Here is a 14,376-nt window from a genome sequence, read left to right on the forward strand (position 1 = left end):
CAAACGCGGTACTTAGTCCATCCGGAACGCTGCCGGACTGCGGTTCGGGTTAGGCCGCCTTCGGCCCCCACGGTAGGCGCGGATCGGTTCTCCTACTCATGCTGCCCAAACGCGTTTCATCCCGCGGAGTAATATCTGCGCGGTGAGATCAGGCACACTTGCACTAGCTGTCTGCGCGCCGAGTACGAAGCGACGCGGTTCCCTCTGCAGTTGATCGAGGATGTCGCGATGTCCCACAACCCGATAAGCGAGCGCCAATACGACTGGCCTACGAGGATGCACTGGCCGCCGTGGATCGCACCGCCGCGCACCTGCTCGATGACGGGCCCGCCGCCATCTGGGTCACCACGGACCTGCGCCAACGTCGAACCCACCCACGCCTGGCAGTTGAAGGGGCGGCCCGCATGGAACGCTGGAGGCGTCACCGCACACGGTATTCGTCGCTAGCGCGGGTAGACGGCGACATGGATCTGCTACTTTCGTCGTGTGTGTCCGATTCGGTTGAGCGAGTGTATTCGCCGAATCCTGCTCTGGTCCATCATGGCGGCCACGGCATTGGCGGTGCTGATGATGTCGCAGGTCGCACACACCACCGCAGAGCCGTCCGCCGAGCCCGGCCACGCTCCGCTGGCTGCGGTCATCGAGAGCGTCTCTGAAATCGAGCACATGTCGGCACCGGAGCAGGACGAGGGGATCGGCGATAGCGCGTCCGGTCATCACGACAATCACGGATCCCTGATCGGGTCCGTCCACATGGCGGTGGCGATCCTTGCGCTAGGGCTGGCAATGTTGCTGCGCCGGACCGGATGGACAGTGCTGCTGCACCAGATTCGAGATCTACAGGCACCGAGATCGTCGCAGTCTGACAGGTCGGTCTCTACCCCTGCGCCGATGTCCGTGCTTGATGCGGGATGCCTTCTGAGGGTGTGAGAGGTCTGCGTTTGCGCAGATCGGTCCACCTTTCTTCTCGCGCGCCGCCTCCACTGTGAGGGCGCGAGCCTGCCTCGTCGAGGACAACGCCATGCATATCTTCTTCAACGTTTCATCGTCTACGCCAAACCTTTGTTTCCCTCATCCCACGCCCGCTGCGCCTCCTCACGGAGTCGCGATCGTCCTTCGCGAGGCCGGGCCGCACGATCTACCGCAGAGCGCGCAGTTGCACCTCGACGAGCTACCGATTGGGCTGTTCCCCGAGCTGGGAGCACGGTTTCTACGCCGGTGGCACCATAGCTTCGTCAACCGACGACACGCGATCGCTCTTGTCGCGACCGACAGCGAAGGTGCCGTCGTCGGATTCCTTCTCGGCACCCTCGATCACCATGCCCATATCGGTGATCTACTGCGCGAGAGGATGACCGTGCTGTCGTTGGCTGCACACGCCGGTGCGGCGATGGCAGTCCGCCCGCGCACCGCGGTGCGGTTCGTTCGTACGCGTCTTCGCCCCTGGTGCCGAACAGTGGCGCGCTCTCGGCCCATCCCACTGCCGAACGGCGAACCCGAGACTCCCCCGGCCGACAGTGTCGCCGTCGTCGTTGCGATAGCGGTGAGCCCATGGGTGCGAGGGATCGGAGTGGGTGCACAGTTGCTCGACTGGTTCGAATCCGACTCTGCGCGGGCAGGTGCACGTTGCGCCGAGCTGTCCACCGATCTCGGGGTGGCCGACAATGCAGGCGGCTTCTACGAGCGCCTCGGATGGCATAAAAGCGGAAACCGTCTCGATCGAGACGGCCGGACCATGCAGACCTACCGGCGAGATCTAGACGACCGATGCGGCCCTGCGCCGCTCCCCTTGGCGGTCTCACCAACCCGGACGACCGCGAGCACTGCCCCGTCAACGGAAACGAGCCAATGATGTCAAGCACCCGACGAACGGTGTTCGAACTCGTGGGATGCACTGCGCTCGCAGGCGTGCTGCTTGCAGGAGTGTTGTTCCCCATCGTCGGTGGCCTGGGATACGTCTCGAACCGCGCCGCTGACACCATCGACAACGTTTCCGGCGAACTCGCCGAGGGCATCGTTCCTGCCAGCTCGACGATGACGGACGTCGCAGGCAACCCGATCGCGGGTCCGTGGGCTGGACGCTGCCGATGTCCGGGAAAACCGGCACTACCGAATCCAACCGATCCTCGGGCTTCCTCGGCTTCACCAACCGCTACGCCGCCGCCGTCTACACCTACGGTGACTCACCGACACCGGGCCAGATCTGCTCCTTTCCTTTGCGGCCCTGCAGCTCCGGGAACCTCTACGGCGGTAACGAACCCGCACGAACCTGGTACGACGCGATGGACCCAATCGCCACGAACTTCGGCCCCATCGAGCTGCCACCGGTCGACGACAAATACGTCCGCGGCTCCGCCAACGGCCAAGTACCCGAGGTCAGCGGCATGAGCCAGTCGTCGGCCACATCGAGATTGGAGCATCAGGATTCGAGGTGACCGTCGTCACCACCACCGGTCAGGGTGCTCGCGGTACCGCTACCGGGACATCCCCATCCGGCGCGGCGGTCCCGGGATCGCTGATCACGCTGTACGTCAGTGACGGCTCCGCCGCCCCCGACCGCACACCCACACCAGCGCTGCCCAGTATCGACATTCCCGGCCTGCCGCTACCGCCGCCGCGGTGATCACCCACGACACTCACCCTTGAGACCCCCGCGCACGAAAGGAAACGCCATCACAGTCAGCCGTCGACAACTGCTCACAGCCGCAGCGGTTTTGCCGCTCACAACCGGCTGCACCATCAACACCGCCGACAGACAATCCTCCAGCCTCGCACCGAGCAGTACCGCATCTCCCGCACGGTCCCCGGCCGTGAGCGCACCGAGCAGTCGATCATCGGCCCCGGTGAATCCGGGGCGGTGGATACCGACAGACGGCGAAGTGATGCCCGAGATCAAACGCGCAGCGACGAGCTTCCTCGAAGCCGGTGGCAGCTGGAGCGAGGGAGGAGGAGTACTCGACAGCTTGCGCACCGCTGGGGTATCGCTCGAAGTCGCGGCGACGGCAGCACTGCTTCAACCCGACGATGCCCTCGCCAGCACCCTACGTGTGGTGTATCCGCAGTACGCCGGAATCGGTCCAGAGAGTGCTGCAGTGATTGTGCTGTTCGACCAACTCCTACAACGCCCCACGCTCGCGCAGCCGGCTGAGACGACCCGGCAGATGGCACTCGATATCCGGCTCAAGCGCGACATCGCCGCTGGCGCGGCCTGGACCGTGGAAAAGATCAACCCTTTGACCTCTCTTGGGTCCCCAGTACCACTGACCGCCGCTGCGTCGTCGGTGCTGAGCAACCCTCGCATCACGCTCTCCGAGCCTGCACGACTCGACATCGGAACCGGACGCATCAACAACAATGTGCTCCAGATCATGCTCGGACTTGCCGACCGATTCGCCTACGCAGTGCAGGTGATGCACACCGGTCACATCCAGACCGTCTTCCCGCACCCGCGCTTGTCCAACCACGCAGTGGGACGAGCGGTGGACATCCGAGAAATCAACGGTCGGCGCGTTGTCGACGATCCCTACAACAACCCAACGATCTCCGAATTCGTCACTGAGGCAGCCCTACTGGGCGCAACCGAGGTCGGAGGTCCGACCGACCTCAACGGTGACCGTCCAGGATTCTTCACCGACGACGTGCACAGCGACCACGTCCACGTCGGCATCACCCCGGGCGACGCACCGGCGCATCTGCGATGACACCGAACCGGATGGGCACTTCGGCCTGGCCTGCCCGAAATACTATGCTGGTTAGTAGTTGAGTGCTCGCCACGGCGAGGCGGGTGAAGGTGTCGGAATTGTTCGCACTCAGCCGATACCGATCGTCGGTGCGATGTCGCTGCCACGGCTGTTCGCCGCCGAACGATCCGCGCTCGTACATCGCCTCAGTGATTGGAGATTAAGTGAACGGAGATGAAGGTCGATGCGTCTACGTCGTCCCGCACATACCGCCCGAGCAGTCACGTCCACCTCAGCCCCCGTATCCGGTCATGTTCACCGCGCCTGACCGGGAGATCACTTGGCGTTGACGCTCAAGCGACTACATCACCGAGCCCTCATCGACAGAACGAGAACCGCACTTTATGTTCATCTCGCTTTCCCGCATCCTGCTGCCGTCTCTGATCGCAGCTCTGTCCCTCGTTGGATGTTCCGCTCCGGCAGCGACTGACGGCGCGGCCGATCCGGCAGTGGTCGACTTCACCTCCTCACTGGCTCATGTGCACGGATTGCACGTCAACGCCGATGGCACCGTCCTCGCTGGTAGCCACACAGGACTCTTCGCCATCGGTTCGTCCGGAAACCTGACCAGGGTCGGCTCTTCCGACGATGACTTCATGGGTTTGTCGGGTGTACCGGCCACCGATACCCTCTTCACCTCCGGTCATCCCGGCGAATCCAGCACGGCGGCGAACCCACTGGGACTGCGTAGCAGCAATGACGGCGGAATGTCGTGGTCGGATCGGTCACTGGAGGGACAAGTCGACTTCCACGCGCTGGCTGCCGATGGACGCATCCTCGTCGGATTCGATGGCAGTACCGGTCTACTCGTCTCCGCCGACAGCGGCTCCACCTGGACTCCCGGCGCCGCTGCGCCCGCGGCGTCGTTGGCGATTACGAGCTCCGGAGTATGGGCGGTGACACCTGATGGACTTCAGCACAGCACCGACACGGCCCGAACATTCTCTCCTGTCCTCGACGCACCGAACTTGGTATTGCTCGCCGGTGCCGGCGATGCACTGTGGGGCATCGACACCGACGGATACGCCTGGCGTAGTCGCAACGGCGCCGATTGGCAGAAGCGTTCCGCAACCGGGTCCGTCGAGGCATTGACCGCGGTCGACTACGACACCGCCTACGCAGCCAGCCCCCAGGCGTTGTACACACTGACATAACTCGGCCCGGTCGAGACTAGCCCGACAGATAGCGACATTTCGACGCGACCGCAGGCGGTCACCCGCGCGGCTGATGCGGGCGCTTGCCGCTGTTGAGCGGCTTACTCCCTCTTCCTCCCCTGGGGTTCGGCCCGCCACGAGATCCCGCGATGACACCGGGGTCCGACTCCGAGATATCCAGGAATGAGGACAACCGAAATACTTGACGTAGACATACCCATAGGGGGTATAGTTTGCCTGGTTTAGATACCCCCTTAGGGTACTACAGAGCCCATGAACAATGAACGGAACCCGATGAACAACGTGTCAGATTTGTCGTTGACCGACCTTTCACCGAGCAGTGGCTGCGGCTGCAGTTCACCGCAGTCCACGACGACCACAGAATCGAAGGAGGATCCCATGAGTACGACCAGCACGCAATACACCGTTACCGGCCTCACCTGCGGTCACTGCGCCGACGCAGTCACCACCGAACTCGAAGCGATCGACGGTGTCCACCACGTCAGGGTCGATCTCGTCGCAGGCGGTGAGTCGACGGTATCGGTCGACTCCGAGACGACACTCACTCGAGAACAAGTCACGGCCGCGCTCGACGAAGCGGGCGACTATCACTTGATTGCCGACTGATTCACTCGGTCAGTCCGGACACCGGAAACAGAGAGGTTCTTGGAGCTGTCGGCATCCTCGGCAATTCGGGAGCTCCGAGAAGGAAGGAGCGCGGCCGCATCGTGGTCGTTGACAAGTCGGCGTGGTCCTCTACGACAGAGGGAACGCCTGCCGCCGATTATGCCAGTCGAGAGTCTTCGGGTCGGTTGTTCAGGAGGTCGGCGACCTCGTCGAGCCGCTCGACGCTGCATTGGAAAAAGTCGGTGCCCTGGGGAAAATACTGACGTAGCAATCCGTTGGTGTTCTCGCTGGCGCGCCCCGCAGCCACGGGAGTGCGGGTCGCAGAAGTAGGCCTGCACTCCCGTGCCAACGGTGAATTTGCCGTGTCCGGCCACCTTACAACTTTGATCCCGCGCATCGAACGACGCACCGCTGCAGTCAGTTCCACTATCTTGCGCGTCATCGTCCTCCGACACCGTCGACGCCGTAGATCGAGGAAAAGGTGCAGCAACGTCACTAACCTGAACGATCGCCGACCTCGAGCAGCTCCGCGGTGCGTTGCAGCAGATGCTCGATCCGGTCCTCGAGATCGTCGGTGATGCCGGGCACATCGGCCAAAGCGAAATGCGCGCGGCGCCGGGCGTCGAGACCGATGCGATAGTAATCCGAATTCAGTACTGCTGAAACGGGTTCCGATACCGGGACAGCCACCTTCGAGTCCATCTCGCCGCGCCCCCGCGGGTGCGGAAGTGCACACCGTAGAACGTGTCGGGGCGGCTCCCCGGAGCGGTGGGCATCGATCACCGTCCCGACCGCAGCTGGCGTCATCGGATCGGCCGGTAACGGCATGTGGCCCCACCGGTCGATCGGTACAGCGACCGGACCCACACTCCGCGGCCACCCAGTCATGTCGGGAAAGACGTTGGCCTGTAAATGCTCTGCGAGCAAGGTAGTCGAGGGGTATCGATCCGAGAATTGCAGTACGGTGCGCCAGCGTTCCCAGATCTCGGCCGGGCAGAAATGTGTCGACTCATCTGCTGCGATCCGGATACCGTGCCGGCCCCCGATCCACACGTCGAGGCCCGCGCTGGTGACGTCCGACCGATCGAGCGCCGATATTGCTCGGTGCGACAGCCCAGCTCCCGACAACACGAGCAGAACCGCGTCCCTACGACCGAACAACGCCTGCATCGATCCCGCCGAGGGTAGCGCTGAGGCCAGTGCCCAGTAGTGTTCGGCGCGGCGCGCCGTTCGTGCGGGCCGCGCGGAATCGAGCGCCATTCGCAGTGCAGTCGTACGCCCGGGCGGAGCATGTCCAGAATCGAGATGTCGGCGATTGATCGCGGCGACCTTGCGGAGCTGCGCAGCGTCGCTCGCGGGATTCGCACCCAGAAACTTCATCAGTGTGATCGGCGAGGCAGGCAGTGGCTCTACCTCGGTTGCAATGCACCAGTCCTCGAACAGCGCCCACTCGTAGCGGTAACCGTTCGGCGAAGCAACTCTGGGGCGGGTCGTTGCGGCACCGACTCCGCCCTTCTGCACCGACGAAGCACCGGGGTTATCGCGTCGAGCGCCTTCGCCGCGTTCCGCGCGGTCGCTGCGACTCGGATCGACGCCGAATGGACTGGTCACAGCCCGAGGTCGTTCACGGCGTTACCGATCAACGGTGCGTTCTCGCGGGCGTAGATTTCGACCATCCCCGGGGTGCTGTGTCCGGTCTGACGCATGATCGCGTGTGCATCGGACCCATTACGGAACGCTTGGGTGACGAAGCCGGACCGCAACGAGTGCCCGCCCAACTGAGTAGCGAGATCCGCGGCGTATCCAGCCTGACCGGCCCTGCGGCGAATCGCGGCGTGCACCGCAGCACCGGACAGTGCCGTCTCGGACAGGTTGCCGTTCTTCCGGATCGCCCGAAACAACGGCATCCGATGTGCCGCAACTGGAACCGGTCCGCGGCAGACGTGCTGATCGAACGGCACGGAACGGGCGAGTGTACGGATCACGGCGACCCGGCCTCCGCTGTCGAACGCAGCGACCACCTGGAGCCATCGGATCCACGCGCAGACTGGGCATGAATCGTGATGGGTGGTGTACGGCAACGCTTTCACTGCGCCGGTGCCGTCTTGGTCGGTTTTGGATTGTCGCAGGTGCACGTGCGCCCCGTCGAGCCGGTCGCGGCGTACGTCCCGACATTCGAGTCTCACGAGCTCGCTGCGCCGAAACGCCCCGGCGTACCCCATCAGCAGCAACGCGGTGTCGCGGCGTTCGAGTACTTCGCTGGCCCACCCGGCTACACCGGCGCGCGCGAGAGCGACGATCGTGGTGATATCGGACGTCAGGAGCGGGGCACGGGGATTGCGTGGCCGATCCCCCGCCGCGGCATAGTCGCGACGTATACCGGCTAGCGTGGCGCGCACCATCTCGTGACCGCAGGGGTTGTCGTGGCCGACCTGGCGATGCCGGTCGGCGATCGCCGCAATCCACTTGCCGAACGTCGCGGCCGCGTACGCCCGCGTCCCGTCGACGGTGAGCGTGTCCGCCGCGGCCACGAGATAGGCAGCCACCGTCGCCGGATGCGCCGGCAACGCGTGGTGCCCGGCGACGGCGCACCACGTCTCGAATCGTCGCCACGCCGAGGCGTAGGCCCGCCTGGTACCGGAGGAGCGCGACGCGGCCATGGAACGCTCGATACGGGCCGCCACTTCGAGTGGCAGGTCCGGAAACGCCGCCGCGGCACACGACAGAACAACCGGAACAGTGTTCGAGCCGTCTACGAGCTGGCGTTCTGTCATGGGTAGGACTGTATCGGGCACCTCCGACACACTTCCAGACCCGAAACTACCTTTACCTGGTGTTTTGCCGGAGACGATGCGGGAAGGAAAATTCTCGTCGGTCACCGCACAAATAACGTTGGTGACTACAGGAGGCGATCGATTTCCGCCTGAAAGCGTAGGGAAACGTGTGGCGATCTAGCGCGCTTCAGTCCCAGTCCAGTCGAATGCCGAGCTCGACGAAGGCGTAGGCCAGCTCGTCGACGTCTTCCTCGGTGCGGCAACCCGTTCGAGCGAATCCGAACAGAGATCGGGCGGCGTCGCTGTCGACGCGGGCGGCCGCGACAGCGGCATCGATCGCCGCAATCACGCCGTCCCAGACGCTGCGGGCGGGTACCGGATTGTGAGACCTCGTCGGAGGAGTCCCTGGATCGACCGGCTTGTAGGAGCGTGGGCGCAGCAGGCAAGCGTCAGCTCCGCTCGCGGTTATCTCATCGTTCTCGACCGCGACGATCGCGGTCGCCGCTGCGAGCAGGACTTTCGCTTGCTCGTCCCACCGCAGTTCCTCGAACGGAACCCATGATGTCCGCAGCGGGCGAGGATGCCCTGTCGATTTCCATATCGCGCTCAGTGGCTCCGCCCACCATCCGGTGCGGACCAGCGGTGTAGACACTTCGTCAACGACGGTGCGCAGCAGCCTGAACCACACTGCTGCATGTACATGGCCTCCGCCGAGCTCGACCGCCCCGCTCGTCAACGCGGCGATAGAGCGTCTGTCGATTTCTGCGACGGCCGCCGCGACCGGTATCGGTGGTGCGTGTTCGTCCGAGCCGGGCGGTGTTCTGTCCCAGAAAACCAGTCTGCCGGGCACGACAGCGCAGAATTCCAACCGGCAGAGATGCTTCGTGCAGCTGGTCAGCATTGGGTACTGCTGAGCCAGCATGACCGCGATATCGGTGTCTGTGTCGAGGTCGTCGATACACAGGGGGCATGCCCGCGTATCGAGCTCGCTCACCCAGGGAAGCCATGTGCCGGCGGGCGGTGCGCGTCGACGTCGATCGGCCATTGCCAGACCCGGTGGCAGTAAGACAGAGAACTGGTGGACGTAGGTGTCGAAGTCGCATTCGGCGGGGTCGGTGCTGTCGAGGAGCCAGGGCGTGCAGCCCGCCAACGTCATCTCCCGCAGCCGTTCCGCAGCAGAGGTACTCCTCTGGGCGAGCGCATTCAAAATCGGCTCGGGTGTGTCGCGGTCCAGGTCCACGCCCGAAGTCTCAAGGCCGAGCCCACCGAGAAGGTCCGCTGCGGTGATCGACGAATACTGTTCGCTGGTCCGGGCCAGCCACGACGTCAGAGTCTCACCAGCTAGGGCGTGTCTCCCATATAGGTGAGGTTTTTGAGGGGATGCTGTCGAAGTGACGACGGCTTCGCGGTATCGGTACTTCAGTGATGCTCAGTGGGAGTGGATTTCGGGTTTGTTGCCCTCCAACGAGGGGCGTCGTGGTCATCCGTTCGGTGATGATCGGCGTGTGGTGGAAGGCATCATCTACCGGTATCGCACCGGCATCCCGTGGCGTGACCTGCCGCGATCGGAGTTCGGGCCGTGGCAGACGGTGTGGAAACGTCATCGTCGCTACGCCGGTGACGGGACCTGGGACCGGGTGTTGATGGCGTTGTTGGCGACCGCTGATGCCGACGGCCGACTGGACTGGACGGTGTCGGTGGACGCCACGATCAACCGGGCTCACCAGCATGCGACGAACACGACCCGCCCTGATCAGGACACAGGGGGCTGGGTCGAATTACACGAATCTGCCGCTGCACGAGTGTGAACCCGCAGGTCATGGCATCGGACGGTCGCGGGGCGGATTGACCACCAAGATCCACACCGCCGTCGACGGCAGCGGCCGTCCCCTGGCCGTGGTGGTCACCGGAGGCCAACGCAACGACGGCGCCATGCTGGCCGCGGTGCTCGACGAGATCGTGGTGCCCCGCCACCGCGGCCGTGCCCGCTCGCATCCAGATGCGGTGATCGCCGACCGGGCCTACTCCAGTGGCGTCACCCGACGCCTGCTGCGGAGCCGCAAGATCACCGCAGTCATTCCACAGAAGCGCGATGAAATCGCCGCCCGGAAACGACGAGGGCCAGCCGGCGGTCGACCACCTGCACTCGACGAGATCCGCTACAAGCAGCGCAATCTCGTCGAACGATCATTCGCACTGCTCAAGCAGTGGCGCGGGCTGGCCACCCGCTACGACAAACTCGCCATCGTCTACCGCGCCGCGGTCGTCCTCAGCGCATGCATCACCTGGACACGCCATATGGGAGACACGCCCTAGTGGTTGCGGGTGCAGTGGCCAGCGTTGATGCCCGCTGTGAGCAAGTGCTGCAGGAGCATCAGCTGGTGTCATGCCAGGTGCCGTTCGAAGTGGCGGCGGCGTTCGGTGGGCCCGGAGTAGGCGGTCTGGGTCAACACCTGCGAGGTGATCGATTCCTCTCCGGCTTCGATTGCGGTCGCTGCGGCCGCGGTCAGCAGCGTGGCCAGTTCGCCGATGGTGCCCTCACACCGGGTGAGGAGGTAATCGGTCATCTCCGCCGATGTCAGGTGCGAGGGCGCACGCAACGGAAAGCTGGCGGTGAAGCTCGCCAGCAGGGAGCGGGTGTCGGTGTCGTTGGTCCAGATCGGCAGCGTCATGGGGTGGAAACGGTTCTCCAACTGTGCATCGCTGCGGATCGCGAGGTACGCCTCTCGGGTCCCGACTCCGACAAGAGGGATCCGCAGCTCGTTGCCCAGAAACCGCAACAGGTTCAGAAATTCTCGGCGCACGTTGTCGCGGCCGGCGAGAACATTGTGGAGCTCGTCGATGATCAGCATCCGAACCCCGGTCGCTCGCAGCAGCGTTACCGCTTGCTGTTCGAGTTCGTGGACTCGGCTCCGTGGCCGGATCGACGTTCCGAGTGCGGCGAGCATCGCCAGGTAGAACCGTGCGGGTGCTGGGTCCGGTGGCATCTGCATACACAACACCGGTACCTGCTCGCGATTGGGCAAGCTGACGGCAGGGTGTGCACGGCGGAACTTTTCGATGATCATCGACTTGCCGTTGTTCGTCGGTCCGATCAGAAGCATGTTCGGCATTCGTTGTCGGTCCGGCCACCCCAGTAGCGTCTCGAGGTGCTCGATGACCGACTGTGCACGCGGATACCCGATCCACCGTTCGGTGCGAATGTGCCTGATCCGTTGTGCAGCAGAAAGAACTGCGACCGGTCTGACCGAACTTCGCAGGTGGGTGAGGTCCGCGCGATCAACGTCGATGTCGTTGCAGCTACGGTCGTCATCGTCGCCTTCGGGAGCGTTGTGGGCGTCGTTGTTCATCGATTCACCATTCTTCGATGTCGTCGAAGATTGGAACCGACACGTCGTCGGTGCCTGGGCCGTGCTCGGGCGGGCTTTGAGTGTTCGGTGGTGTGGCGATGTTGCTCAGGTGGGAACGGCGACTGCGATTACGCCGGGCTCGTCTGGTGTCCCTCTGTGCCGACGTGGCTATCTGACGCATCTGCTCGATCATTGCGAACAGAGCGTGCTCGTCGATGGCCGCTCGCCCGTGTTCTCGAAGGCGCGTGACTGCTGCGCGGTGTTCCCACGATGTCACCGCCGGATGCGACATCGTCCGGTACGGCACCTCGACATACCCGCTGCCGTTGTCTGGGTCCAGGACCCATACCCTGCTCAGATCTCGCGGATCACGTCGGATCACGAACTGGCCCAGCTTCTCTCGTCGGGCGATCCATGGTTTTAGAGCATTGGAGAAGTACTGGATGTGGTCGATGACGAACCCTGTCCGGGTCAGGCGGCGCCGTATGACGGGGAGGAAGTCCACCAGGAATGCGGTCTCGTCCACCACTGTCGACGTCGACAGAGCGGTGTCGGCGTCGGTGCTGCTGGTCCACTGCGCAGCGGGGCTCCGGCTCAGGCCGGTGTGCACATCCGCGTGGTAGGCCGCGATGGCCAGGATCAGCCAACGTTCCAACTCTCGTAACGTCAGTGCTGCTGCGCCCTCCGAGTCGTAGCTACCCCGCTGCGTTGGGTTCGAGAACGTGGTGCCGGGGAGTTCGTGGACCTGGTTCATGACGGTGCCGATGATGCGTTCGACGATCCCGCCGTAATGCGGCCGGCCGGGTGGTCGGTATCCGAGGTCGATGCCGTGTTGCTCGCAACCGCGTTGTAGCGCTTCGCTTTTGAATTCGGACGCATTGTCGACGTACAAGCGGTGCGGCTTTCCGGCCATCGGCCACCGCACATCCGCGCCGAGGCCCAGAGCATCGATCCATACGCTCTTGTCCGAGCACACCCGGCCCAGACACAACCCGACCGACACTGCGGACGGCGGATCGAGTGTGACAACGAACCCTGGCACGCAGCGGCTGAAGACATCGATTGCAATCGTGAGATAAGGACGTCCGATCGGCACCCGGTCGTATTCGTCGACGATCATCAAATCGACCACGGTGTGATCGATCTGGACTTGCTGCAGAACAGTCGTCACCGGCGGCGGGACATCGCCAGCGGATTGCCGCGATCGAGCGGCATCCGGGCCGCCACGCGAGCGTGCGACGCGGCCCGGGTGCAACGCTACGATCCGAGCATTGACTGTGTTGCGGGCTGGGATCGGTAGTCCAGCGCGGTGGCAGGCCAGCGCGATACGGCGATGCAGCGCAGCGACACTGAGTTTCTGGCGAGCCATAAAATCACGGTTGATGTGCTCGGCGATCACTTCATCCACCTCGGCTGGCACGCGGGGCCGTCCGCGCCCGCCTGACGATGCGGAGACCAACAGATCGGAGACCGCCCCTCCCCCATTCCGGAGCCTGGACAGCAACACGTACACCCGCCGGGGCGAGACCCCCAACTGCTGTGCCGCGTCCTCGACCGCGGCGGTACCGATCGAGGATCGATCCGCTAGTTCGCTGAGCACTGCAAACCGCGACCGTGCCTGCTCCCACTCCTCGCCCGACGCGGTCAGCACACCAGTCTCGGCGACGTCGAACTTGTCCGCGTCCATCGCAGCCTCCGAACGCCGCCTGGTTGACCGATTGTGCAGTCCACTTCTGCACTCAGAATGTCAGAAGACGACTGGAATCGGAGGTAAAACCCCAGGAATTTATGACGCCCACTTCTGAAACTGACAGTCGTGTGTCAGTTTCAGAAGAGAGCAGCACGATTTCGAGAGTGCACTGCACTGATGCGGTTCAACGTACTCGGTCAGAGTCCAGTTCAGGACATTCAATTTCGGGCTCGGACACTGCGATGGTTTTGTGCGCGGACCTTTTTCTGCCCTCAGGTCCGACATAGTCACGGTCATTTCCGACATTGCGCACCATCCAATTACCCCTGGGGGTACTCTGGCGGATTCGAATACTACCCGGTCCGTGTTTTGGAGGTCGTGGCATGGACGATCCCGACCCGTCCCGAACCGATCCAGGCGGTCTATCGACTCTCCGATGCCGAGATCCGATGGATCAGCGGTAGCCGCAGTCCGATGGTGGTGACCGCCGACAGCAGTAGCGGGGCGACGATGATCACCACCGCAGACCTCACCGACAACGGCATCGCTGTCCTGTTCGAGCAGTGCGGCACCCGAGGTTTCACCGCCGATCAATTTCCCCGTGCCGACCGCTTCGCTCTGGTCGGCGGCGTCGTCTACGGCGCGTCGGACTCGGGGGTGACTGCCATCGATGCGACCTCCGGCCGCGTCACCGGCACATCACCGAGTGCCGCACCGACAGCAGTGACCTCGAACGGTGTCGCATTGGCCCAGAGCAGCGACGGGTACACCGCATTCAAGGTGATCCCCCATTTCTGAGCTGACCGCCCGCGCACCCCGTTCAGGACGTCTTGGGCCGACCTCGAAGATCGACGGAGAACAACGGACCGAGCAGACACACGTTGATCACCCCGGTCAGCACGAAGACACCGCCGATCACTCCCACCACGATGCCCCCGACACCGCCGAGCACGACGGCGACCACGATCAGAGCGATTCCCACCACGATGCGCAGTGCGCGTCCGGCAGTACTGCGCATGAATTCGACGAACGACATGATGA

General features: G+C 63.8%; 14 protein-coding genes and 2 pseudogenes. 9 read left to right on the forward strand and 7 right to left on the reverse strand.

Annotated elements, in window-relative coordinates:
• Nucleotides 1-540: 540 nt before the first annotated feature.
• From ACHIRB_RS05865 to ACHIRB_RS05890, 6 genes and pseudogenes are all read left to right on the forward strand, one after another.
• Nucleotides 541-930: a hypothetical protein gene (locus ACHIRB_RS05865; protein WP_395124839.1), complete on the forward strand. Its 390-nt coding sequence runs from the start codon at nucleotides 541-543 to the stop codon at nucleotides 928-930.
• 226 nt (nucleotides 931-1,156) lie between these two features.
• On the forward strand, nucleotides 1,157-1,852 hold the full coding sequence (locus ACHIRB_RS05870; protein ID WP_395124838.1) for a GNAT family N-acetyltransferase: 696 nt from the start codon (nucleotides 1,157-1,159) through the stop codon (nucleotides 1,850-1,852).
• A gap of 211 nt (nucleotides 1,853-2,063) precedes the next feature.
• Nucleotides 2,064-2,623 (forward strand): annotated as a pseudogene (locus tag ACHIRB_RS05875) (PASTA domain-containing protein); the annotation flags it as partial.
• Nucleotides 2,624-2,843: 220 nt separating this feature from the next.
• Entirely contained in the window at nucleotides 2,844-3,701 is an 858-nt protein-coding gene (locus tag ACHIRB_RS05880) for a hypothetical protein (protein ID WP_395124837.1), read from the forward strand.
• A 383-nt stretch (nucleotides 3,702-4,084) separates the two neighbouring features.
• Nucleotides 4,085-4,894, forward strand: coding sequence for a F510_1955 family glycosylhydrolase (locus ACHIRB_RS05885; RefSeq protein ID WP_395124836.1), 810 nt, complete (start codon nucleotides 4,085-4,087; stop codon nucleotides 4,892-4,894).
• Between the two features lie 399 nt (nucleotides 4,895-5,293).
• Nucleotides 5,294-5,521: a heavy-metal-associated domain-containing protein gene (locus tag ACHIRB_RS05890; protein WP_094686187.1), complete on the forward strand. Its 228-nt coding sequence runs from the start codon at nucleotides 5,294-5,296 to the stop codon at nucleotides 5,519-5,521.
• A 178-nt stretch (nucleotides 5,522-5,699) separates the two neighbouring features.
• Here the strand turns inward: ACHIRB_RS05890 and ACHIRB_RS05895 are convergent.
• The 4 genes and pseudogenes from ACHIRB_RS05895 to ACHIRB_RS05910 all read right to left on the reverse strand — a co-directional run.
• Nucleotides 5,700-5,865 (reverse strand): annotated as a pseudogene (locus tag ACHIRB_RS05895) (transposase); the annotation flags it as partial.
• Nucleotides 5,866-6,016: 151 nt separating this feature from the next.
• Nucleotides 6,017-7,132, reverse strand: a complete 1,116-nt coding sequence (locus tag ACHIRB_RS05900) for a site-specific integrase (RefSeq protein ID WP_395124835.1) — start codon at nucleotides 7,130-7,132, stop codon at nucleotides 6,017-6,019.
• Nucleotides 7,129-8,295: a site-specific integrase gene (locus ACHIRB_RS05905; RefSeq protein ID WP_395124834.1), complete on the reverse strand. Its 1,167-nt coding sequence runs from the start codon at nucleotides 8,293-8,295 to the stop codon at nucleotides 7,129-7,131. Before ACHIRB_RS05905 ends, ACHIRB_RS05900 begins: the two co-directional genes overlap by 4 nt.
• 187 nt (nucleotides 8,296-8,482) lie before the next feature.
• A complete protein-coding gene (locus ACHIRB_RS05910) occupies nucleotides 8,483-9,718 on the reverse strand; it encodes a TniQ family protein (protein WP_395124858.1) in 1,236 nt (411 codons plus the stop codon).
• Between ACHIRB_RS05910 and ACHIRB_RS05915 the strand changes: the two genes are divergently transcribed.
• Together ACHIRB_RS05915 and ACHIRB_RS05920 are read left to right on the forward strand one after the other, a co-directional pair.
• Complete coding sequence (locus tag ACHIRB_RS05915; RefSeq protein ID WP_395124833.1) at nucleotides 9,687-10,103, forward strand: IS5 family transposase; 417 nt, start codon at nucleotides 9,687-9,689, stop codon at nucleotides 10,101-10,103. The genes ACHIRB_RS05910 and ACHIRB_RS05915 overlap by 32 nt on opposite strands.
• Nucleotides 10,024-10,611: an IS5 family transposase gene (locus ACHIRB_RS05920; protein WP_395124832.1), complete on the forward strand. Its 588-nt coding sequence runs from the start codon at nucleotides 10,024-10,026 to the stop codon at nucleotides 10,609-10,611. The genes ACHIRB_RS05915 and ACHIRB_RS05920 overlap by 80 nt, the downstream gene beginning before the upstream one ends.
• A 68-nt stretch (nucleotides 10,612-10,679) precedes the next feature.
• On the opposite strand, the gene ACHIRB_RS05925 is transcribed toward ACHIRB_RS05920, so the two are convergent.
• Together ACHIRB_RS05925 and ACHIRB_RS05930 are read right to left on the reverse strand one after the other, a co-directional pair.
• Nucleotides 10,680-11,645, reverse strand: a complete 966-nt coding sequence (locus ACHIRB_RS05925; protein ID WP_395124831.1) for a TniB family NTP-binding protein — start codon at nucleotides 11,643-11,645, stop codon at nucleotides 10,680-10,682.
• 4 nt (nucleotides 11,646-11,649) lie between these two features.
• Nucleotides 11,650-13,332, reverse strand: a complete 1,683-nt coding sequence (locus tag ACHIRB_RS05930; RefSeq protein WP_395124830.1) for a Mu transposase C-terminal domain-containing protein — start codon at nucleotides 13,330-13,332, stop codon at nucleotides 11,650-11,652.
• 381 nt (nucleotides 13,333-13,713) lie between these two features.
• Between ACHIRB_RS05930 and ACHIRB_RS05935 the strand changes: the two genes are divergently transcribed.
• Nucleotides 13,714-14,133 (forward strand): hypothetical protein, encoded by a 420-nt coding sequence (locus ACHIRB_RS05935; protein ID WP_395124829.1) that lies wholly within the window; start codon nucleotides 13,714-13,716, stop codon nucleotides 14,131-14,133.
• Nucleotides 14,134-14,155: 22 nt separating this feature from the next.
• Here ACHIRB_RS05935 and ACHIRB_RS05940 read toward each other — a convergent pair whose 3' ends face one another.
• Nucleotides 14,156-14,371: a YgaP-like transmembrane domain gene (locus ACHIRB_RS05940; RefSeq protein ID WP_006898201.1), complete on the reverse strand. Its 216-nt coding sequence runs from the start codon at nucleotides 14,369-14,371 to the stop codon at nucleotides 14,156-14,158.
• Nucleotides 14,372-14,376: the final 5 nt, after the last annotated feature.

Origin of the sequence: Antrihabitans spumae, assembly GCF_043944905.1 — a bacterium.
Classification (GTDB): Bacteria; Actinomycetota; Actinomycetes; order Mycobacteriales; family Mycobacteriaceae; genus Antrihabitans; species Antrihabitans spumae.

Coding starts and splice junctions, on each gene's coding strand:
- ACHIRB_RS05925 (WP_395124831.1), bottom strand. CDS start 11,645: ATGAACAACGACGCCCACAACGCTCCCGAAGGCGACGATGACGACCGT.
- ACHIRB_RS05865 (WP_395124839.1), top strand. CDS start 541: ATGGCGGCCACGGCATTGGCGGTGCTGATGATGTCGCAGGTCGCACAC.
- ACHIRB_RS05940 (WP_006898201.1), bottom strand. CDS start 14,371: ATGTCGTTCGTCGAATTCATGCGCAGTACTGCCGGACGCGCACTGCGC.
- ACHIRB_RS05930 (WP_395124830.1), bottom strand. CDS start 13,332: ATGGACGCGGACAAGTTCGACGTCGCCGAGACTGGTGTGCTGACCGCG.
- ACHIRB_RS05905 (WP_395124834.1), bottom strand. CDS start 8,295: ATGACAGAACGCCAGCTCGTAGACGGCTCGAACACTGTTCCGGTTGTT.
- ACHIRB_RS05885 (WP_395124836.1), top strand. CDS start 4,085: ATGTTCATCTCGCTTTCCCGCATCCTGCTGCCGTCTCTGATCGCAGCT.
- ACHIRB_RS05920 (WP_395124832.1), top strand. CDS start 10,024: ATGCGACGAACACGACCCGCCCTGATCAGGACACAGGGGGCTGGGTCG.
- ACHIRB_RS05890 (WP_094686187.1), top strand. CDS start 5,294: ATGAGTACGACCAGCACGCAATACACCGTTACCGGCCTCACCTGCGGT.